Source organism: Xanthobacter sp. NM-59 (genome assembly GCF_021401125.1).
GTDB lineage: Bacteria > Pseudomonadota > Alphaproteobacteria > Rhizobiales > Xanthobacteraceae > Xanthobacter.
Genome location: NZ_JACBFQ010000007.1, coordinates 119,151 through 141,255, shown reverse-complemented (window position 1 = coordinate 141,255; position 22,105 = coordinate 119,151). Strand labels below are relative to the sequence as shown.

The 22,105-nt window shown below is 67.8% G+C and carries 14 protein-coding genes and 1 riboswitch; of the genes, 7 read left to right on the top strand and 7 right to left on the bottom strand.

The features are described from left to right. Window positions 1-143: 143 nt before the first annotated feature. Window positions 144-953 (bottom strand): ChbG/HpnK family deacetylase, encoded by an 810-nt coding sequence (locus L0966_RS13915; protein WP_234052544.1) that lies wholly within the window; start codon window positions 951-953, stop codon window positions 144-146. Beyond that, window positions 950-1,960 (bottom strand): glycosyltransferase family 2 protein, encoded by a 1,011-nt coding sequence (locus tag L0966_RS13910; RefSeq protein WP_234052543.1) that lies wholly within the window; start codon window positions 1,958-1,960, stop codon window positions 950-952. The genes L0966_RS13915 and L0966_RS13910 overlap by 4 nt, the downstream gene beginning before the upstream one ends. Window positions 1,961-2,334: 374 nt before the next feature. Between L0966_RS13910 and L0966_RS13905 the strand changes: the two genes are divergently transcribed. Continuing rightward, complete coding sequence (locus tag L0966_RS13905; RefSeq protein WP_234052542.1) at window positions 2,335-3,168, top strand: universal stress protein; 834 nt, start codon at window positions 2,335-2,337, stop codon at window positions 3,166-3,168. A gap of 1,234 nt (window positions 3,169-4,402) precedes the next feature. Here L0966_RS13905 and L0966_RS13900 read toward each other — a convergent pair. The 5 genes from L0966_RS13900 to tyrS form a co-directional block, all read right to left on the bottom strand. Beyond that, entirely contained in the window at window positions 4,403-5,170 is a 768-nt protein-coding gene (locus L0966_RS13900) for an ABC transporter ATP-binding protein (protein WP_234052541.1), read from the bottom strand. A 10-nt stretch (window positions 5,171-5,180) separates the two neighbouring features. Beyond that, window positions 5,181-6,203: an iron ABC transporter permease gene (locus L0966_RS13895; RefSeq protein WP_234052540.1), complete on the bottom strand. Its 1,023-nt coding sequence runs from the start codon at window positions 6,201-6,203 to the stop codon at window positions 5,181-5,183. Then, window positions 6,200-7,147, bottom strand: a complete 948-nt coding sequence (locus L0966_RS13890; protein ID WP_234052539.1) for an ABC transporter substrate-binding protein — start codon at window positions 7,145-7,147, stop codon at window positions 6,200-6,202. The genes L0966_RS13895 and L0966_RS13890 overlap by 4 nt, the downstream gene beginning before the upstream one ends. A 13-nt stretch (window positions 7,148-7,160) precedes the next feature. Further along, window positions 7,161-9,245 (bottom strand): TonB-dependent siderophore receptor, encoded by a 2,085-nt coding sequence (locus L0966_RS13885; protein WP_234052538.1) that lies wholly within the window; start codon window positions 9,243-9,245, stop codon window positions 7,161-7,163. Window positions 9,246-9,363: 118 nt separating this feature from the next. Beyond that, window positions 9,364-9,568, bottom strand: a riboswitch (cobalamin riboswitch). A 120-nt stretch (window positions 9,569-9,688) separates the two neighbouring features. Continuing rightward, the gene (gene tyrS, locus L0966_RS13880) at window positions 9,689-10,933 is read right to left on the bottom strand and encodes a tyrosine--tRNA ligase (RefSeq protein ID WP_234052537.1); all 1,245 of its coding nucleotides are present in this window, start codon (window positions 10,931-10,933) and stop codon (window positions 9,689-9,691) included. Window positions 10,934-11,077: 144 nt separating this feature from the next. On the opposite strand from tyrS, the gene L0966_RS13875 reads away from it, so the two are divergent. The 6 genes from L0966_RS13875 to L0966_RS13850 all read left to right on the top strand — a co-directional run bounded on the left by L0966_RS13875 (window position 11,078) and on the right by L0966_RS13850 (window position 22,018). After that, window positions 11,078-12,187 carry an anhydro-N-acetylmuramic acid kinase gene (locus L0966_RS13875; RefSeq protein ID WP_234052536.1) on the top strand — a complete coding sequence of 370 codons (1,110 nt, stop codon included), beginning with the start codon at window positions 11,078-11,080 and terminating at the stop codon, window positions 12,185-12,187. A 237-nt stretch (window positions 12,188-12,424) separates the two neighbouring features. Further along, a complete protein-coding gene (locus L0966_RS13870) occupies window positions 12,425-13,141 on the top strand; it encodes a phosphatidylserine decarboxylase (RefSeq protein ID WP_234052535.1) in 717 nt (238 codons plus the stop codon). Continuing rightward, window positions 13,141-13,998, top strand: a complete 858-nt coding sequence (gene pssA / locus L0966_RS13865) for a CDP-diacylglycerol--serine O-phosphatidyltransferase (protein ID WP_234052534.1) — start codon at window positions 13,141-13,143, stop codon at window positions 13,996-13,998. Before L0966_RS13870 ends, pssA begins: the two co-directional genes overlap by 1 nt. Window positions 13,999-14,091: 93 nt before the next feature. Beyond that, window positions 14,092-14,826: a GntR family transcriptional regulator gene (locus tag L0966_RS13860; protein ID WP_234052533.1), complete on the top strand. Its 735-nt coding sequence runs from the start codon at window positions 14,092-14,094 to the stop codon at window positions 14,824-14,826. A gap of 663 nt (window positions 14,827-15,489) precedes the next feature. Beyond that, a complete protein-coding gene (locus L0966_RS13855; protein ID WP_234052532.1) occupies window positions 15,490-19,224 on the top strand; it encodes a vitamin B12-dependent ribonucleotide reductase in 3,735 nt (1,244 codons plus the stop codon). A 478-nt stretch (window positions 19,225-19,702) separates the two neighbouring features. Further along, the gene (locus L0966_RS13850; RefSeq protein ID WP_234052531.1) at window positions 19,703-22,018 is read left to right on the top strand and encodes a CRISPR-associated endonuclease Cas3''; all 2,316 of its coding nucleotides are present in this window, start codon (window positions 19,703-19,705) and stop codon (window positions 22,016-22,018) included. Window positions 22,019-22,105: the final 87 nt, after the last annotated feature.

The window sequence follows — 22,105 nt, the reverse complement described above, 5'->3', positions numbered from 1 at the left end:
GACACGGCCTACGCTTCTGGCGGGTGAGCCGGCAAAGCTGTCCCCATCTCACGGCAGCAGGGACATTCGTGAACTCATGAGGTGTTCGCGTGTTCTCGACGTACGCCGGGGCCGCCTCGCTGGAAAGCGCACCCCTTGGTGGCTCAGAACAGACGGGCGTCCGTCTCTGCGAGGATTTCCGGCATGCGGGGGCCGTTGAGCACCTCGAACTCCACCTCCCGCTGGTGGGTGAGGGGGTCGCGCGCGGTCAGCGGGTCGTCCACATGGCCGGGATGCACCATGACCAGCCCACCGTCCGGCAGGCCTTTCAGGAAATGGGCCAGGAGCGGCGCGAAATCGTGGTCGGCGCCGAAGTCGTAGGCGCCCGCGAACGCGCTGTTGGTGGACAGGCCAATGCGCGCCGCCGCGCGGGCAAAGCCGTGGCCGAAGGCGCCGATGAGCCGCCCCTTGATATCAAGCCCGACGAGCGCGGCGGAAGCCGGCTCCACATTGCGCAGCCAGGCATTGGGGGCGTGGCGATGGGTGGCTTTGAGCACCGCCGCGCGAATGACCGGTAGCACATGCACATGCTGGTGGCCGTCCACATGGTCCGGCGGCCGGCCGAACGCGCGCTCGAAGGCGAGGAACTGGGCTTCCACCTCCGCCGCCACGGCGGCCCGGTCAAGGCGGCCGGTGAAGGCGCGCGCCACCAGCTCGCGCAAGGGGGGCAGGTTGCCGCCGTCGGTCCAGGGCGTCAGCGGGGCGGTGCCGCCGGTGAGGGTGATGTGAAGCCCCACGCTCACACGCTTGCCGCCCACGGTCTCGTCCAGCCGGCGGGCTTCCTCCGCAAGGCCCGAGAACACGGTCATCACCGAGGTGGCGTTGATGCGGCGCTCCTCGATCAGCCGGCGGATGGCCGCCGACACGCCGGGCGCAATGGCATAATCGTCCGCGCAGATGGTGACGTGCTTCACGACTGCACCCCCGCCACCCGCAGCGGTGCTTCCGTTGCCGGCGGCGCGGCCTGGACCTCGGCGGGCGTGAGGGTGTGCTCGGCCACGAAGTAGACCGGCCGCGCCTTGATCTCGGACAGGATGCGGGCGACGTATTCGCCCATCAGCCCCATCACCAGCAGCTGCGCGCCGCCGATCACCATGATGCCCACCACCAGCGAGGGATAGCCGGGCAGCGGAATGCCCCAGAACAGGCGCTCCAGCACGATCCAGGTGCCATACAGCAAAGCGAGCCCGGCCAGGATCGCCCCGCACAGGGCCGCAAGACGCAGCGGCGCCGGCGAGAACGAGGTCAGCGCCTCCATGGACAGGCCGAGCAGGCGCAGGAAGTTGAAGGAGGAGGAGCCGTGGGCGCGCGCCTCCGGCTGGTAGGGCACGGCCACCTGGCGGAAGCCCACCCAGCTCGACAGGCCCTTGAAGAAGCGATTGCGCTCCGGCATCCGGCGCAGGGCTCCGGCGGCGCGCGGAGAGAGGATGCGAAAGTCGGCGGCATCTTCCGGAATGGAGCTGGAGGAGCCGAAGTTCAGCAGCCAATAAAAGCCACGCACGAAGGTGCGGCGGGCCACCGGCTCGTCGAGCCGGTTCGACTTGACCGCATAGGCCACGTCATAGCCTTCGTCCTTCCACAGGCGGACGAAGGTGGGGATCATCTCCGGCGGATGCTGGCCGTCCGCGTCCATGAACAGCAGGGCGTCGCCGCGGGCATGGTCGAGGCCGGCCATGAGGGCGGCTTCCTTGCCGAAATTGCGCGACAGCGCCACCACCTGCACGTCGAGACCGAGCGCGGGCAGGGCGGCCGCGAGGCTCGCGCTGCCATCGCGGCTGCCATCGTCCACATAGACGATTTCCATGCGCAGGCCGCGGGCCTGCGCCTCGGCCCGCGCGGCGCGGCACAGCCGCTCGTGGAAATGGGCGAGGCCGGCAGCCTCGTTATACACCGGGACGACGATGCTGAGATCTGGGGTCATGGGCTGGCCAGTGTCGGCGGAGGCGACGGGATGGAGTGGTCTAAATCCGGCGAGCGGGGAAGAGTACGAATTTTTTTGCATGACGGTGGAACCTGTCTTCCCACCCGGCGTTTCCTTATCAGCGCGGTCGCGCCCCCCAACCAGACCGTGCATGGCGCGGTCGTCTTTCCCCCAGAGACGGCCGCGCCGCCGCATTCGGCTCGTGCATCATGAGTGTCAGTCATGTCGGCCTCGGCAGCTGTGCCTGCCCTTTCAAGGGGAAGCGGCGGCGCCGCGATGGGGGCTCCGCGCTTGAGCTACATCAAGACCCGAGACTTTGGGCGAGTTTAGGGTAATGTCGCGACGCTTAAACGGCTGAACGAGGGCCTTCGGTCATGATTCGCGACATATTGGTCAATCTGGCGCAAGGCGTCGAACGGGACGCGGCCGCAGAGTACGCGGCAAGCCTCGCGGTCGAATTCGGCGCGCACCTGACGGGCCTGTCGGTGGCGTACGAGATCGATGTGCCACCCTTCTACATGGGTGCCCTTCCGACCGACTTCATCGACGCCCAGGTGCTGGAAAATCAGGCTTCGGCGGAAAAGGCGTCCACGCGGCTCGAGGAGATCGCCAGGGCTGCCGGCATCCCGCATCAGGTGCGCACCATGGCCGCCTCGCTGGGCGTGGCCGCCAACAGCTTTGCCCGCATGGCGCGCCTGTTCGACGTGACGGTGGTGGCTCAGCCCGACCCCGATAAGCCGGGGCCGGAAGAGCTGCTGGCCGAGACCGTGCTGCTCGAATCGGGCCGCGCCGTGCTGGTGGTGCCCTACATCCAGACCAAGCCGTTCTCGGCTGAGCACGCCGTGGTGGCCTGGGACGGCAGCCGGGCCTCGGCCCGCGCCCTGGCGGAGGCGCTGCCTCTTCTGCACCGGACCAAGGTGGTGGAGATCTTCCGCGTGGTCACGGACGGCGCCAACGGCGAGGATGAGGAAGGCGCCGAGGTGGCCCGCCATCTGGCCCGCCACAACCTCGACGCCCAGATTCGCCGCCTGCCGGTGAAGAGTGGTGATTCGATCTCCGCGGCCATCCTCAACGAGGTGTCCGACCGCGGCTCCGATCTCGTGGTGATGGGTGGCTATGGCCATTCGCGCCTGAAGGAGATGGTGCTGGGCGGCGTTACCCGTGAGATCCTCGAGAGCATGACCGTTCCGGTCCTGATGGCCCACTGAGGCGTGCGCGCCTGCGTCGTCGGTCCGCTTTGGGCCGGCGCCGCAGGCGAAAGCATGAGTCAATGCCGTCCGGCGGTGCGGCCTGCCGGAGTGTGCATGGGGCCTGTTCTCTCGCGCCACCGTCTGCCCGGCGGCTCCCGCGGTTGAGTCGCGCGTTGGCTGCTGGCGGAAGCCGTCGCGGGCGCTGTCTCTATTCCGCTCGCAACGGATGCCCTTCGAGAGGGGGAGCGTCCCGTCGGCATGCGCCTCGGAAGCACTTTCGTGACCGAGGGCGGGTGTTCAGGCGGTGGCCTTAAACGGTCCGCCCTGCAAGACAGCTTCCGCGCACGCCCCGGCGCCGCGCGCGGGAGGTTGTGGCTGCCCCGAAGCGGCCTGGATCTTCCTTTCAGCCGGCGCAAGGCAAACCGTTGTCTGCGGAAAACGCCGTTGCTCTCCAGCATGGTTCGTGGCCGGGCCAGCGCTCTGCGCCCATCGCGCGATCGACAGGACGTGCCGCAAACGATCCACGCGCGCAGGCGGAGCCGCTCTGCCTGCCATGGTCGCCCGAGCGGAGGGCGGGGACAGCATAGACCGGGGTTGAAAAGTGCGCGCCCCGCCGGGCGAAGGCCGGCCCCGCTTTTCTGTCGGCTCGCTTACAGCCGATGATATCCATATGGTTGTGTTCGGGGTTGGTGCCACTTCCCAAAAGCCGGACCTGCTGCTGAAGGGGGCGCGACAAACGTCCGTCTGTCGCGCGGGCTGAGCGTGTCCCAGGCATCCCCGCCGCCAGTCGCCCATGCGGCGAGTTGGGAAAGCACCGGCGGGGCGAAAAGGCCCCGCGGCGAGGGGCGCTGCGTCCGCGTTCTGGTGGCTCGCCCGCAACGGGCAGGAGCTTCTTCTGGTCGTGCTCGAAGTTGGAGAGGTTTGCCGAAAGGCCGGACCTGCTGGTGGACCGGGAACCGGAGCCGACCGCCTGTCGCAGGCATTATGCTGTCGTTTATGCGCGCGGCGCGGTGGGGAAAGTGCGGTCCGGGGCGAAAAGGCGACTCATCCTGGGTTGAGGCATTTCCGCGCTCTGGCGGCTCGCGTGCGCTACTGGTTTGCTGGCGGTCTTCGTAAGAAGGCGGAGACGTCTTCCGAAAGCCGAGCTTGATGCTCACGTGAGCCAGGGCGGTGCGGATCTGCGGCTCAGTGCCCTGCCGGAGAGATGGCCGGCGGCCCCCACGATATTCCCCTCGCTCTCAGGCCCCGCTCATCAAGGGGCGGGCAGGCGCGACCAGGGCAGGATGAAGCGCTCGCCGTGGCGCTCGCCGATCTCCACCCGCACCCCATAGGCGGCCTCAAGGCGTTCCGGCGTCATGACCTCTGCCGGCGTGCCGCAGGCGAGCACGCGTCCGGCACGCAGCAGCGCCACCCGGTCGCAGAAGCGCGCCGCCAGCGTCAGATCGTGCAGCACCACCACCACCGTTTGCCCGGCGCGCGCCTGGCGGCGCAGCACGTCCATCACATGGAGCTGGTGATAGGGGTCGAGCGCGGCCACCGGCTCGTCCGCGAGCAGGGCGCGGCCTTCCACCGCCAGCGCCCGTGCCAGGAGCACGCGCATCTTCTCGCCGCCCGAAAGGCTGCCGGAGGCGCGGCCGGCGAAGTCCGCGATGTCGGCGGCGGCCATGGCGCGGGCGACGGCGGCGGCGTCCACTTCCGGGGGCGTGCCGTGGGGCAGCCGGCCCAGGGCGACCACGTGCTCCACCGGCATGGGCCAGTGGATGCGCCCGCTCTGAGCCAGATAGGCCAGCTCCCGCCCCAGGGCTCGCCGGCCCAGCCTTTCCGCCGGGGCGCCGTCATAGAGCACCGCGCCGCTGGCGGTTTCCTGAAGGTGGGCCATGGCGCGCAGAAGGGTCGTCTTGCCGGCGCCATTGGGGCCGAGCAGACCCAGCAGTTCGCCCGGGCGCGCGACGAGGTCCACGCCCTCCAGCACCAGGCGCGAGCCACGGCGAACCGAAATGCCACAGGCGGTGATGATCATGCCGGCATCCTCAATCGGTTTCCGTGCCCAGCCGGCGCAGCAGCAGCAGGAAGAAGGGCGCGCCGATGAGGGCCGTCACGACGCCCAGCTTGAGTTCCGGTCGGCTGGGAATGAGGCGCACCAGCACATCGGCCCCCAGCGTCAGCGCGGCGCCGGCAAGGGCGCTCACCAGCAGCAGGCGGCCCGGCCGATGGCCCACCAGAGGGCGCAGCAGGTGCGGCACCACCAGCCCCACGAAGCCGATGGTTCCGGACACGGCCACCGAGGCTCCCACCATGGCCGCCGTTCCGGCAATGGCCAGCAGGCGCAGGCGCGGCAGCGAGAAGCCCAGGCTCTCGGCGGTTTCCTCCCCCAGGGTCAGGGCGTCCAGCCCGCGCGCTGTGGACAGCACCAGCGCCGCGCCCACCAGGATGAAGGGCAGCGCCAGCATCACGTGCTGCAGGCTGCGATCCGCGAGGGATCCCATCAGCCAGAAGACGATTTCCAGCGTGGCATAGGGGCTGGGGGAAAGGTTCAGCGCCAGCGCGGTCAGGGCGCCCGCCAGGCTGTTGAGCGCGACGCCGGCGAGAATAAGAGCCGTGGTGGACGCCCCGCGCCGGGCGAGGGCGAGCAGAACGGCGGTGGCAAGGCCCGCGCCCACCAGCCCGCCCAGGGGCAGGGCGAGGGAAAACAGCGCCGCCGCGCCGAAATAAAAGGCGCTCACCGCGCCCAGCGCCGCCGCCCCCGACACGCCCACCACGCCCGGGTCCGCCAGGGGATTGCGCATGAGCCCCTGCAGCGCCGCTCCCGTGAGCCCCAGGCTGGCGCCGACCATGAGTCCCAGCAGCGCGCGCGGCAGCCGCAGCTGCACCAGCACCAGGGCATCGAGCCCCTCGCGGCCGGCCAGGAGGTCGTTGATCGCGAGGTTCCAGTGGATGGGGGCGTAGCCGATGGCCAGCGACAGGGCGAACAGGCCCAGCGTCAGCCCGCTCAGAAGGCTCATGAGCAGCGGCTGCGGCAAAGCCGCGCCGGTGGCGGCACCGTCGTTCATCATCGTGTCCGCGTGGTGGCGGGGGCCGCGGCCAGGGCGCCGGCGGCGCCGTGGGCGGCTTGGGACAGGCGCGCGAAGGCTTCGCCCAATTGCGGTCCCACACAGGCCCACAGCCGCGTCGGCACCTGGGCGGTGCGCCCGCCGGCCATGGCGTCCTTCACGGCGGGATGCTGCATCATTTCACGGGCGAGGGAGGGAGCGGCATTGGGCTCGTCATCCACCACCAGCACGTCCGGGCGGGCGGTGATGATCTCTTCCAGCGAGAGCTGGCCTAGCTTGTCGGGCGAGAGGCGGGCGGCCACATTGTCGAGGCCGGCGCGGCGCATGAGATCGTCGGCGAGGCTGGCGCGGCCCACCGTGAAGCCGTTGGGGCGCAGCACCACGGCGCGTGGCGCCGGGCCGGGCGGCGGCGGCGCGGATGCAATCGCTTGCTCGATTTCGCGCACCATGGCCTCGCCTTTCTCGGGCACGCCGAGGCGGGCGGCCACGGCGCGGATCTGGGCGTAGGCCTCCTCCAGGCTGGAGGGGGTCGAAAGCTCCATCACCGGAATGCCGAAGCGCTGCAGGAGCGAGACTGTGCTGCGGGTGGTGAAGGCGCCGGCAATGACCAGGTCTGGTCCCAGCGGCACCACCTCTTCCGCCAGGCCCCGATTGGCGGGGATGCCGGCCGCCAGATCGGTGACCGTGGAGCTCACCGGGTCGGTGGCAAGGCTGGTGACGGAAAGCGCGGCGCCCTTGGGGGCAAGGCGCAGCACCAGTTCGTCGGCGCACAGGTTCAAGGAGACGATGCGGCGCGGTGGCGCCTCGCGCGCGGCGGGAGAGGCTGTCTCCCCGCCTGCGGCGGGCCCTGCAATGGCCAGCGCGAGCGCGGTGGCGATCAGGCTGCGCGCCCACCTCCGGCCCGCGGCGCGCGCGAAGAACGGGGGGAGGGGGCGGGCTTCGGTCAAGGGCGGAGCATCCTCAATAGGTCAGCTTCAGGCCGGCATAGGCGGCCATGCCCGGGGCGAGCCAACCATTTGGATTCTCGTACGTCTCATCGAACAGATTGTCGATGCGCCCGAACACCTTCACGTTCTCGTTGACCGTGTAGTTCGCCGCCACGTTGAAGATGGTGTAGCCCGGCTGCTTTACGTAGGCGAAGGTCGTGCGATCGATGTCCCACCAGTCGGAGAGGTAGATCAAGGTGGCCGTGAGGGTCAGCGGGTCCACCGGCTGCCAGTTGACCGCCACCGACACCTTGTCCTTCGGCCGGCGCAGGGGCGCGCAGGTGTCGAGGCCCGTGGGGGCGCAGGAGCCGGGCGAAACCCCGTCTTCCGGATGGCCGACCGTATTGGTGTAAGTGTAGTCCGCGCGCACCGAGAAGTTATCGGTGACCTTCACGGCCACGAAGGTTTCCCAGCCGTCCGATGTGACGCTGGCAATGTTGGCATTGGTCCAGACGTAGGGCGAAACCTGCACGGAATTGATTAGGTTCGTGATGTCGTTCTCGAAATAAGTGGCGCCGAAGCTGACGCGGTCCGCCCACAGGGCCTGCTCGAAGCCGGCGTCCCAGCCCGTGCTTTCCTCCGGTTCCAGATTGGGGTTGCCGCCCGAGGTGGAATAGAGCTGGTACAGGGTCGGGGCCTTGAAGCCGGTGCCGTAGGTCACCTTCAGCTTGGTGCCGGTTTCCGGGAACAGCAAGGCCGGGGCGAGGCGCCAGGTGGTGTGGTCGCCGAAATCGTCATTGCTGTCGTAACGCACATTGGCGGCCAGGAAGAGGCGCTCAAAGAAGGAGGATTGAAGCTGGAGGTATCCGGCCGTGTCGCCGGTGCTGGCATCCATGCTGGACCAAGCGCTTTCGCTGGTCATGCTCTCATTATAGCGCTCCACACCGAACAGAAGGCTCTGGCCGGGCAGGAATGTATAATTGGAGCGCCAGTAGTAGGTCTGGCGGTCGCCCGTATAGTCGCTGACATTGTCGGGGTATGGGCTGGAATTATCGCGCGCGTAGTCGGTGGCGGCGATGCCGAAGGTGCTCACCAGCTTGTCGTCCAAGGCTTTCCATTGGCCTTCTGCCTTGCCGATGAAGAAGGAGCCGTAGCCGATATCCTGCAATGGGGCGGGGTAGCCCGTGCCGGTCGAATAGTTATACAGGTCCGACGTATAAGCGAGGCGGGTCTGAATATAGCGCGCCATCACATTGACGGAGAAGGCGTCGCTCACATCGGCGTCGATGCGGCCGGAATAGGTCCAGTTGTCACTGGCATTGTCGTTCGCCTGCTCGCCCGGCAGCAGGATGTCCGACGGCGTCACCGGGATCGAGGTCGAGGCGAAGTGGCCGACATTGAAAGCGTAGCCGATATTGTTATAGCCGCCCGAAAGGGCCGCGGCCTGGTTGAAGGTGCCGAGTGAGCCGGCCTCAAGATAACCGTTGGCCTTGGCCGGGCCAGAGCCGCGCTCGGTGGTCATGGAAATGACGCCGCCGATGGCGTCCGAGCCGTAAAGGCCACTCTGCGGCCCGCGCAGAACTTCCATGCGGGCGAAGTCGTTCGTGTACAGGGTGCCAAGGTCAAAGGCGCCATTGCCGCTCGACGGGTCGCCGAGGTCGATGCCGTCCAGCAGGATCTTGGTCTGGTTGGAATTGGTGCCGCGCATGAAGACGGAGGTGCCGCCGCCGGGGCCGCCGGTCTGCACCACGTTGAGGCCCGGCACCGATTGCAGGGCGTCAGGCACGTCGCGGCGCTGGGTCTCCTCCAACTGCTGGCCGGTGATGACGGTGACCGAGCTTGCCACCTCGCGCGCCGGGGTCGCAATGGTGGTGGCACTCACCACCACGTCCGGCAGCTCGTATTGGGTGCCATCCGTGGTCTGCGCCGAGGTGATCTGCGTGCCGCTGCCATCGCTCGCCGTGGCTGCGGACTGGGCGAGGGCTGGCGTCGCGGCCATGACGGCCAACAGGCTGACGGAGAAGGAAAGCCGCGCGGCGCGCCGTCGGCGGGCGCGAGAGGCAAGGGGGGCGGCAAGGGCCGGGGTAGGTGTGGGCGCAAGGCAACGGACGGCGGGCATTCAAACCTCGGGCGGGACGCCAGTGGCACGTCACCGCGAACGAGGGTCTTCGAAGCGGACCGCAAGACGGTGCGCCGCGAATATCCCGCCACCGGAACACCCCGCCCGATGAGCCCGCGTGTGACCACGGATCGACGGCAGGTCTCCTGGCTTGCGGGTCGTCGCCCTTCGCCGCCTTCCCAGGCCCCGAGTGCCCAGTGGCGATGTGGCGAAGGACTCGCCGCTCACAGTTGCGGGGGCAGCTGCGGCCTGGAGCGCCTGGCGCCCGCACCGCATTCCCTTTTCATCCCTCTGGGAGGAATACCGTCACTCGGAAAGGTAGAGGAGGGGCTGTCGCCACGTCAATGCCTCCTCCCTGCTGCAGCTCGGCCACAGTCCCTGAAGGGCAGGGACTGTGGCATTGCTGCATCACAGCATGGCGGCGCGGAGCGCTCGCCCAGAAATCACACGGGCTTCAGCAGCACGTGCTTCTTCTTGCCGAGCGAGAGCTTGACGACGCCTTCCGCGGTGAGGGCCGCCGGGGTGAGCGCGGCCTTTTCGTCGGTCACGGCGGCGTCGTTCACCTTGAGGCCGCCGCCCTTGATCTGCCGCCGTGCCTCGCTGGTGGAGGCGACGAGGCCCGCCGTCACGAACGCATTGGCGACGCCAAGCCCCGCTTCCAGCTGCGCCAGGGGCACGTCCACCGTGGGCAGGTTCACGTCGAGCGCGCCCTGCTCGAAGGTGGAGCGCGCCGTCGCCTTGGCCTGCTCGGCGGCCTCGCGGCCGTGCAGCAGAGCGGTGGCCTCGGTGGCGAGCACCTCCTTGGCGAGGTTGATTTCCTGGTCCTTCAGGGCGGCCAGGCGGGCGATCTCGTCCAGCGGCAGCTCGGTGAACAGCTTCAGGAAGCGTTCCACGTCGGCGTCGCCCGCATTGCGCCAGTACTGCCAGTATTCGTAAGCCGGAAGCAGCTCCGCATCGAGCCACACGGCGCCGCCGGCGGTCTTGCCCATCTTGGCGCCGGAAGAGGTGGTGAGCAGCGGCGTGGTGAGCGCGAACAGGTCCGCCCCATTGAGCCGGCGGCCCAACTCCATGCCGTTGACGATGTTGCCCCACTGGTCGGAGCCGCCCATCTGCAGAATGCAGCCGTGGCGCTTGCTCAGCTCCACGAAGTCATAGGCCTGCAGGATCATGTAGTTGAATTCGAGGAAGGTGAGCGGCTGCTCGCGTTCCAGCCGCAGCTTCACCGAATCGAAGGTGAGCATGCGGTTGATGGTGAAGTGCGGCCCCACCTCGCGCAGCAGGGGGATGTACTTCAGCTCGTCCAGCCAATCCGCATTGTTGGCCATGACGGCGCCCGCGTCGAAATCCAGGAAGCGGGCGAACACCTTGCGGATCGACGCGATATTGGCGTTGATCTGCTCATCGGTGAGCATCTTGCGCTGGGTGTCCTTGCCGGACGGGTCGCCGATCTTGGTCGTGCCGCCGCCCATCAGCGCGATGGGGTTGTGCCCCGTGCGCTGGAGCGTGCGCAGCATCATGATGGACAGCAGGTGCCCCGCATGCAGGCTCGATGCGGTCGCGTCGAAGCCGATATAGGCGGTGATGGGGCCTTCCGCGGCCTTGGCATCGAGGCGCTCGAGGTCCGAGCACTGATGGATATAGCCGCGTTCATGCAGCGTGCGCAGGAAATCGGAACGGAAGGTGGTCATCGCAATCAATCGGTTGGAGGTGCGTTACGGGCGCGGAAAGGAACGGTGGTGTATCAGGTCCGGCGCGAGATTGCATGGGGGGAGGGCGCCAATGGGGCGCCTGCCGCCCGCCAGGGTTGTCGCGGATGAGGGGAGAAGCAGCACATGCGCGTGGTGGGCCTGATGAGCGGCACGTCCATGGACGGCATCGACGCCGCCCTCATCGAGACTGATGGCGAGCACGTCTTCTGGCTCGGCCCGGCCGTCACGGTCCCCTACGATGCCCCAACACGCGCGCTGCTGGAACGGGCCATGGCCGATGCGCGCGGCGTGAACGCCCGCACCGATCGTCCCGGCGCCCTTGCCGAGGCGGAGCGGCGCATCACCGATCTTCACGCGGAGGCGGTGCGCGCGCTGCTGGTGCCGCTGCGGCTCACTTTGTCCGACATCGACCTCGTGGGCTTCCATGGCCAGACCGTGCTGCACCGGCCTGAGGCCCGCCTCACCGTGCAGATCGGCGAGGGTGCGCGGCTTGCGGCCCTGCTCGGCGTGCCGGTGATGGCCGATTTTCGCGCCGCCGATGTGGCGGCGGGCGGGCAGGGGGCGCCGCTGGTGCCCGTCTTCCATGCCGCGCTGGCGGCGCCCCTGGGCGGGCCTCGGCCGCTGGCGGTGCTGAATGTCGGCGGGGTGGCGAATGTCACCGTCATCGATGGCGTCGCGGCGCCGGTAGCCTGCGACACCGGGCCGGGCAATGCCCTGCTGGACGATTTCATGCAGGAGCGCACCGGCCGCCCCTTCGACGCCGACGGCGCGGCAGCGGCGCGCGGGCGCGTGGATGAAGCGGCGGTGGCGGCGGCGCTCGATCACCCCTTCTTCCGCGAGCCGCCGCCCAAGTCGCTGGATCGCAACGCCTTCCGGGCCCATGCCGCCGGGCGGCTGGGCCTGTCCGGCCTGAGCTTGGAGGATGGCGCGGCGACCCTTACGGCGCTGACGGCGGCCAGCGTCGCCGCCGTGCTGGCGCATCTGCCGGCCCCGCCCCGGCGCTGGATCGTGGCCGGGGGAGGGGCGCGCAATCCCACCCTCATGGCCATGCTGGCCCAGCGGCTGGGGGCGGAGGTGGTGGCGGCGGAGGCGGTGGGCTGGTCGGCCGATGCGCTGGAGGCGCACGCCTTCGGCTTCCTGGCCGCGCGGGCGGCGCGGGGGCTGCCGCTGACCTTTCCCACCACCACCGGAGTTTCTGAGCCCCTGACCGGTGGGGTGCTGTTCGAGCCCTGATCCATCGAGGGGCGAGCTTCACCAATAGCGCGCGGGGCGGCCGCGCGGGGATCGTTCGCGATCTGCCTTGCCTGCGACCGTGGTCGTGGCAAGTTGGCGGCACTGATGCGCGGTCCGCGCCTGTGCGTCATGCCAGCCGCGCGCCGCGCGGGGCTTCCGGCATTTGACGCGGAGGCTCGCTCTCTCTACCTGTGCGCTCCGTGCCCGCATGCGGCGCGGTGTCCTTCGGAGGCCCCATTGTCCCTCGTCGCCACCATTCGCAAGTCGCTGGTGCCCATCCACCGCGAAGGCTACCCCTTCATCGCCATCGCGGCGGTCATCGCACTGCTGCTGTTGTCGGTGAACACCTTCATCGGCATGATCGGCGTCGGCCTCGCCATCTGGACGGCGCTGTTCTTCCGCGATCCGCCGCGGGTGACGCCGGTGCGCGAGGGCCTCATCGTGGCCCCCGCCGATGGGCAGGTCTCCTTCATCGGCCTCGCCAAGCCGCCGCGCGAGCTGGATCTTTCGGACGAGCCGCTGCTGCGCGTCTCCATTTTCATGAACGTGTTCAACGTGCATGTGAACCGCGCGCCGATCACCGGCCGCATCGCGCGCGTGGCCTACAAGCCCGGCATCTTCCTGAATGCCGACCTCGACAAGGCGAGCGAGGACAACGAGCGCAACGGGCTCGTCATTTCCGCCGCCACCGGGCTTGGGGACACCATCGACGTGGGCGTGGTGCAGATCGCCGGGCTCGTGGCGCGGCGCATCGTGTGCTTCGTGCGCGAGGGGGAGGAGATCGGCGCCGGCGAGCGCTTTGGCCTCATCCGGTTCGGCTCGCGGGTGGATATCTACCTGCCGCGCGGCACCAAGGTGCAGGTGGCCGAAGGCCAGCTCGCCACTGCCGGCGAAACCATCATCTGCGATCTCACGGCTTCGCTGCCGCGCGAGACCGCCTATCGGGTGAGCTGATGGGCGCGCCCTTTCCTCCCTTTGATCCGCAGGGCCGCCTGCGGCCCCGCTTCGGGCGCATCGGCAAGATCCCGCTGCGGGTGCTGATTCCCAATCTGGTGACGCTGCTGGCCTTGTGCTCCGGCCTCACTGCGGTGCGGCTCGCCATCGAATCGCGCATCGAGCTGGCGCTGGCGGCCATCGTGTTCGCGGCCCTGCTCGACGGGATCGACGGGCGCCTGGCCCGCGCGCTCAAGGGCACCTCCCGCTTCGGCGCCGAGCTCGACAGCCTGGCGGACTTTGTGAACTTCGGCTGCGTGCCGGCCCTGATTCTCTATTTCTGGGGTCTCAACGAAGCCGGGTCCTTCGGCTGGATCGCGGCGCTCATCTACGCCATCTGCGCGGCGCTGCGCCTCGCCCGATTCAACGTGATGCTGGATGATCCCGACCGGCCTGCCTTCGCGGCGGACTTCTTCACCGGCATTCCGGCGCCGGCGGGAGCCATCACGGTGCTGCTGCCGGTCTATCTGGAGCTGATTGGCGTGCCCCATGGCGGCGTCAGCGCGCCCATCGCGCTCATCTACTGCCTGGCCATCGGCTTCCTCATGATTTCCACGGTGCCGGCGTGGTCAGGCAAGACCATCGGCCGGCGCATCCGGCGTGACATGGTGCTGCCGCTGTTCGTGCTGGTGGCGCTCTATTTCGCGCTGCTCGCCAGCTATCCGTGGGTCGTGCTCGCGGTGTGCTCCATCATCTATCTGGCGCTGTTGCCCATCTCGACACTGCGTTACCGCCGGCTGCAGGCCGCCCACCGGGCGGAACAGGCCGCGAAGGCGCCGGAGGATGCAGATGCCGGGCCCGCGCCCGGCCCGGCCTGACGCAGGGTGCGGTGGGCGGCATACGGACTATCCCGGATTCCGCTGAGGGGGGCGTTGCATTAGCGTTGTCGTACCATGTGGAACGACGTCGCCATGCAACAGGACATCGCGCCCGGCGGGGCCCGCGCCCCTCGCCGGTCCAGTGCCGTGCGCGCCGTGACCCGGACGGAAGAGCTCCGGCTGCGCATCGCCGATGAGATCACCAGCGGGCGCCTGGCGCCGGGCACGCCGCTGGAAGAAGTGGAAATCGCCAAGCGCTATGGTGTCTCCCGCACGCCGGTACGCGAGGCCATCCGCGATCTGGCCGCCTCCGGGCTGGTGGAGGCGCGGCCCCATCGCAGCGCACTTGTGGCGCGCCCGTCCATGGAACGCCTGAGCGGGATGTTCGAGGTGATGGGCGAACTGGAATGCCTGTGCGCAGCCCAGGCCGCCGCCCGCATGACATCCGCCGAGCGTACCCAGCTCGACCGCCTGCACGCCGATTTCGCCGCCGCCATCCATGCCGGCGCGGAGACGCTGTGCGACAGTCTCGACGAGCGCTTCCATGCCGCCGTCAATGCCGGCTGCCATAATGATTATCTCTCCGAACTCGCCGTCGCCACGCGCGTGAAGCTCCGCCCGTTCCTGCGGGAGAAATACCGGGGGCTTGAGCATCTGGCCCAGTCCTATGCCGAGCATGGCCGGGTGCTCACCGCCATTCTCCGCGGCGACCGGGACGAGGCCGGCGAGGCCATGCGCGCCCACGTGCTCGCCACGCCCGCTTTGGCGGCCAGCGCGTCTGAACCCGCGGTTCGCGAAACGCCCTCGGCCACCAGCGCCTTCGCCTGATCGATCCCGCCGGGGAGCTCGCGGGGCGCGTGCCGTGGTGCGCTGATCGCGCGTGATGAGCCGAAGAGCGCCCCTCGCGCCGACCTGCCTCCACCTCACCCGAAAGCGGCCCGGCCCGCAGGCGGCGACTCACACGCGGTCGCCGGCGGCGGCGACACCGCCCCACCGCGCGGTGATGCAACGCATAGCCCCATCAGCTCCCTTCCGGGCTACCATATGTTGTGGCTTGCCCCAGGGGCGGGGCGATCATGCCCGCCATTTGTTCCATCGTGACCTGTGGATGACGGTGACGACTGGGGCCTGGCCGCAGGGCGTGGCGCCATCCGCGCCGATGGCCCTGAAACCCGCTCCAGCCCTGGCGTCTTAGGGATTTATTAACGGGTGCCGCGGTACTATATTTAGTAGAGCTGAGGCGGCGAAGCACCCAAATCGAGGCCAAACTGAGTTTGACGGACGCCGGGGACTCGCCTAGCGTCCGTCTCCTCCGCGACGGGCATTCCTTTCGGTCATGGGATCGGCAGGTGGGTTCGGCGCGCTTTTCGAACATGCAAGTGACGGTCCGGGGCGACGTGTACGCGTTGCGCTCGTCGGTGAGTCACGCCCGCTACATTTAGCTGCTATAATTTACGGCCTCATGGAGGCCGATCGGAAGGAGCACCGGTCATGCGCGTTGAACGTCGCTACACGCTGGAGGGCCGTTCCCCTTACGCGGACATCGCGTTCCGCGAGACCGTGAGCGAGATCAAGAACCCCGACGGCTCCGTGGTGTTCCGCCAGGAGGGGATCGAGGTTCCCGCGCAATTCTCCCAGGTGGCGAGCGACATTCTCGCCCAGAAGTACTTCCGTAAGGCGGGCGTGCCTGCGCGCCTGAAGAAGGTGGAAGAGAACACCGTTCCCGCCTTCCTGTGGCGCTCGGCGCCGGACGAGGCGGCCCTTGCGGCTTTGCCGGAGAAGGAGCGCATCGTCGGCGAGACCTCCGCCAAGCAGGTGTTCGACCGTCTCGCCGGGACCTGGACCTATTGGGGCTGGAAGGGCGGCTATTTCGACAACGAGGGCGATGCCCAGGCCTTCTTCGACGAGCTGCGCTACATGCTCGCCATGCAGATGGCGGCGCCCAATTCGCCCCAGTGGTTCAACACCGGCCTCAACTGGGCCTATGGCATCGACGGACCGGGCCAGGGCCACTTCTATGTGGACCACGAGACCGGCGAGGCGAAGGCCTCCACCTCGGCCTATGAGCACCCCCAGCCCCACGCCTGCTTCATTCAGTCGGTGGGCGACGACCTCGTGAACGAGGGCGGCATCATGGACCTGTGGGTGCGTGAGGCGCGCCTGTTCAAGTATGGCTCGGGCACCGGCACCAATTTCTCGTCCCTGCGCGGCGAGGGCGAGCGCCTGTCCGGCGGCGGCCGTTCCTCCGGCCTCATGAGCTTCCTGAAGATCGGCGACCGCGCGGCCGGCGCCATCAAGTCGGGCGGCACCACGCGCCGCGCCGCCAAGATGGTGGTGGTGGATGCCGACCATCCGGACATCGAGAATTACGTGGATTGGAAGGTGATCGAGGAGCAGAAGGTGGCCGCGCTCGTCACCGGCTCCAAGCTCAACGCCAAGCACCTCAAGGCCATCATGAAGGCCTGCGTGAACTGCGACGGCGAGGCTGATTCCTGCTTTGATCCCGAGAAGAACCCGGCCCTGAAGCGCGAGATCAAGGCCGCCCGCAAGGCCGCCATCGCCGATGCCGCCATTCGCCGGGTGATCCAGTTCGCGCGCCAGGGCTACAAGGACATCGACGTCGCCATCTACGACACGGACTGGGACGGCGAGGCCTATCTGACGGTGGCCGGCCAGAACTCCAACAATTCCGTGCGCGTGACGGACGCCTTCCTGCGCGCCGTGGAAGCGGATGCGGACTGGAACCTCATCCGCCGCACTGACGGCAAGGTGGCCAAGACCATCAAGGCCCGCGACCTGTGGGAGAAGATCGGCTCGGCCGCCTGGCACTGCGCCGATCCGGGCATCCAGTTCCACACCACCATCAATGATTGGCACACCTGCCCGGCGGGCGGCGACATCCGCGCCTCCAATCCGTGCTCGGAATACATGTTTCTGGACGACACGGCCTGCAATCTCGCCTCGCTGAACCTGTTGCAGTTCCGCGATGCGGCGAAGCAGTTCGACGTGGCGAGCTATGAGCATGCGGTGCGGCTGTGGACCATCGTGCTCGAAATCTCCGTGCTGATGGCGCAGTTCCCCTCGCGCCGCATCGCCGAGCTCTCCTATGAATACCGCACCCTGGGCCTGGGCTACGCCAATATCGGCGGCCTGCTCATGTCCAGCGGCATTTCCTATGACTCGGCCCAGGGCCGGGCCATTTGCGGCGCCCTTTCGGCCATCATGACCGGTGTGTGCTACGCCACCTCCGCCGAGATGGCGCGCGAGCTGGGTCCGTTCCCGGCCTACAGCGCCAATGAAAACGCCATGCTCCGCGTGATCCGCAACCATCGCCGCGCCGCCTATGGGGAGGCCGAGGGCTATGAGGACCTCGCGGTGGCGCCGGTGCCGCTCGATCGTGCCTCCTGTCCGGACCAGCGCCTGGTGGTGCATGCCGCCGCGGCCTGGGATAAGGCCCTGGAGCTGGGCCAGCGCCATGGCTATCGCAACGCCCAGGTCTCGGTCATCGCCCCTACCGGCACCATCGGCCTGGTGATGGACTGCGACACCACCGGCATCGAGCCCGACTTCGCCCTGGTGAAGTTCAAGAAGCTGGCCGGCGGCGGCTATTTCAAGATCATCAACCGCGCCGTGCCGGAGGCCCTCAGGGCGCTCGGCTATGGCGAGGCGGAGATCGCCGAGATCGAGGCCTATGCGGTGGGCCACGGCTCCCTCGCCCAGGCGCCCGCCATCAACCATTCCACCCTGCGCGCCAAGGGCTTCACCGACGCGGCCATTCAGAAGGTCGAGGCCGCGGTGAAGACCGCGTTCGACATCAAGTTCGCCTTCAACCGCTGGACCTTCGGTGAGGAATTCCTCATCCAGACCCTGAAGGTGCCGGCGGCGCAGCTGGCCGATCCGAAGTTCGACCTCCTGTCCTTCCTTGGTTTCTCCAAGGCGGACGTCGAGGCGGCCAACATCCATGTGTGCGGCGCCATGACCCTGGAAGGGGCTCCGCACCTGAAGGTAGCGCACCTGCCGGTGTTCGATTGCGCCTCGCCCTGCGGGCGGCTCGGCACGCGCTATTTGTCGGTGGAAAGCCACATCCGCATGATGGCGGCGGCCCAGCCCTTCATCTCGGGCGCCATCTCCAAGACCATCAACATGCCCAATGAGGCGAGCGTGGAGGACTGCAAGGCGGCCTACCTGCTCTCCTGGCGCCTGGCGCTGAAGGCTAACGCGCTCTATCGCGACGGCTCCAAGCTCTCCCAGCCCCTCAACGCCCAGCTGGTGGCGGATGACGAGGACGAGGACGATGCGGTGGAAGCCGTGATGGCGCAGCCGGCGGCCGCGCGCGCCACGGTGGTGGCGGAGAAGATCGTCGAGCGGGTGGTGGAACGCATTGTCGAGCGCCCCGTCCATGCGCGCGACAAGATGCCGGACCGCCGCAAGGGCTACACTCAGAAGGCACTGGTGGGTGGCCACAAGGTCTATCTGCGCACCGGCGAATATGACGACGGCCGCCTGGGCGAAATCTTCATCGACATGCACAAGGAGGGCGCAGCTCTCCGGTCGCTGTTGAACAATTTTGCCATCGCCATCTCGCTGGGCCTGCAATATGGCGTGCCGCTGGATGAGTATGTGGACGCCTTCACCTTCACCCGCTTCGAGCCGGCGGGCCCGGTGCAGGGCAACGACACCATCAAGTATGCGACCTCGATCCTCGACTATGTGTTCCGCGAGCTGGCGGTGAGCTATCTCGGCCGCAACGACCTCGGCCACGTGGACCCCCATGACACCGGCTTCGATGCCCTGGGCAAGGGGGCCGACGAGGGCAAGGCGCCCACCAATCCGGCGGCGCGCATCGTGTCCAAGGGGCTGGTTCGCGGCAAGACGGTGAACCTGCTGGCGGCGGCGCAGGCCGTTCCGAGCGAGCCGCGCGCTTCCGCGGACAATGTCACTGTCCTGCGCGCCCGCACCGAAGGCGCCACCGCGCTGAAGCCGGAAGTGGCGGAGCTTGCGGAAGGCGAGACCGATACGGCGGAGGCGGAGCTCTCTTTGGCGGAAAGCGGCCTTGAGACGACGCTGTCCTGGAGCCCCTCGGCCCGCAAAGCCGAGGCCCGCGCGGAGGCTCGAGCGAAGGGCTATGAGGGTGAGGCCTGCCCGGAGTGCATGAACTTCACCCTGGTCCGCAACGGCACCTGCCTAAAGTGCGACACCTGCGGCGCCACCACCGGCTGCAGCTGATCTGAGGGCTGGCCTCACTGTTGTGAATGCACCCAAAGGATGAGCATTTGACGCCATAGTTTGGCTCATCGGCAGCCAAAGGTTGGCGCAATTGCCACAAGGGGTGTTCAGAGAGCGAAAGGGCCTGCCGCAAGTTGCGGCGGGCCCTTTCTATTTGTTGGAGACGGTCCCATGACCGTAGCCGATTTTGCCGCAGCCGCAGATGAATGGCGGGCGAGCCCGCTCCTGACCCTAAGCGGGCACCCAGATCTGTGGGTCTGTAAGGCCGCTTTGCTTTCGATAGTTGTCATGACGAACCATCTGAGTTCCGAGAAAAGCTAAAGGAATTCGAACGCGCGCTTGTACGATGAAGGACCCGAGGATAGGCTCAAAATGAGTTGCATCTGGGCTTCTCCTCTCGTCAGTCTTCCTCCGCAATGAAAGGTTGATTTGGCATAGGCGCCCGACTTTCCCCAACCCGTCACATGCGTGAACATCCATGGCCGATGCCTACGCCCATTCGCTCCCCAACGTGTCCCTTGAGCATTGGGAGAGACTTGGAGACCATGGCGCGGCTGTTGGGGCACTCGCTGCGGGGTTCGCCGAATGCTTGGGGTGGGCCGAGGTTTTACGTCTCGCCGGGCAGCTTCATGACATCGGTAAGCTCTCACCGGAATTCCAGGACTATATCGCCGATCGGCGACCGTCCGGCGGAGACCATTCCGCCGCCGGCGGGCGGATCGCGCTGGACCAATATGGCCCGGATCTCGGCAAGATCATTGCCGCCATCATTGCCGCTCACCATGCGGGCTTGGCAGATGGCGAGGATCTGCTGCGCCGGATGGAGGCTGCCAAGCAGCGCATTCCGGCTGGCTGGCAGGACCATGCCGGCCCCCTTGCGGAGCGGGCGAGGCTGGCGCCGGATCAGCCTCTGCCCAGCGGAGGCCCGAAGGGCTTCGCGGTAAGCTTCCTCATCCGGATGCTGTTTTCCTGCCTCGTCGATGCCGACTTCATCGCGACCGAGCGCTTCTACGCGGGGGCGACCGGCGCGCGGGTGGAACGCGGCGGGCACAGCGACCTGTCCGCTTTGCGTGATCGTCTGCGCATCTTCATGGCCGCGAAACGCGTCGGCGCCGCATCCACCCCGCTCAACGCACTGCGCGCCGATATCCTCGACCATGCGCTGGGCAAGGCGGCGCTTTCGCCCGGACTTTTCAGCCTCACCGTGCCGACAGGCGGCGGCAAGACTCTCGCCTCTCTCTCCTTCGCGCTCGAACATGCGGTGCGACATCGCCTCAGGCGGATCATCTACGTCATTCCCTACACGTCCATCGTCGAGCAGACGGCGGATGTGTTCCGGAAGGCTCTGGGGGCCGCCGACGACATTCTGGAACATCACGCCAGCTTCGATTGGGAGAAGGCGCGCGGCCAGCGCAAGGCCGATGACGAGGCCCCGGACGTCCTCGCCAAGCTGCGGCGAGCGGCCGAGAATTGGGACGTCCCCATCGTCGTCACCACTGCGGTGCAGTTCTTCGAGAGCCTGTTTGCCAACCGCACCTCGCGTTGCCGTAAACTGCACAATATCGCGGGCAGCGTGGTCGTGCTCGATGAGGTGCAGACCTTGCCGCTGCCTCTGTTGCTGCCGAGCCTTGCGGCCATCGAACAACTGGCGCTGAACTACCGCGCCAGCGTGGTGCTGTGTACCGCGACCCAACCGGCGTTCCGCAAGATCGACGCGGCATTGCACGATGCCAGGGGCAATCCGATGGGCCTCGATCTGCCGGCGGACCGGGAGCTCGCTCCGGACCCCGCGGGGCTTTATGTGAAGCTGAAGCGTGTCGCGGTGGAGCGCATGACGACGCCGGTTGCGGACGACGCCATCGCCGCGCGCTTTGCCGAGCAGCCGCAGATGCTGTGCATTGTGAACACGCGTCGCCATGCGCGGATGCTGTTCGAGGCGATCGCGGATCTGCCCGGCGCCACCCACCTGTCCACGCAGATGTGCGCCCGGCATCGCCGCATGGTGCTGGCGGATCTCAAGGAAAAGCTTCAGGCGGGGGCGCCGGTGCGGCTGGTGGCGACCTCACTGATCGAGGCCGGCGTGGACATCAGCTTTCCCGAGGTCTGGCGCGCCGCGGCCGGTCTTGATGCCATCGCTCAGGCCGCGGGACGGGCCAACCGGGAGGGCGAGCTGAGGGATGAGGATGGCTGCCCGAGGCTGGGCCGCGTGGTGATCTTCGAGCCCGCGGAGGGGCATCTTCAGCACGACATCAAGCAGCGCTGGCAGGCGGCGCAACCGGTGTTGGAGAAGCATTCGGACGTGCTGAGCCTGGAGGCGGTACGCCACTATTTCTCCGAACTCTACTGGCGCAAGGGCGATGCCAAGAAAGTCTTCGATGCGGCGCGGGTCGGGGCCTATCCGGGCATCCTGCCGGCCATTGCTGAATCTGCCGCGGACCTGTCATTTCCGTTCAGGTCCATCGCCGAAGCCTTTCGCATGATCGAGGACATCATGGAGCCGGTCGTCGTGCCGTGGAGCGCAGGGCCGGACGACGATGATGCAGAGACGCTTCTGGCGCGCATCGCGTCGCAGGAGCGCCCGTATTCGGCGGACCTGCGACGGCTGCAGCAATATGTGGTGCCGATCCCGAAGCGGGCCCGGGACGAATGGCTGGCGCGCGGTGTGCTGACGCCCGTCCACCCGTCCCTCGGGGAGGCGATGCTGCGGTTTGCCGATCTGTCGCATTATCGCGCGCAAACCGGGATCGATCTGGAGGACATGACTTATCGGGATGCGGGACAGAACGTATTGTAGCCCGAAGCGGTTATGTTCTCGTGTGTTTTGCTCTGAATTGTCGCGCTCGGTGCGACTTTGTTGCCTTTCCGGGGTTATTGATTGCCG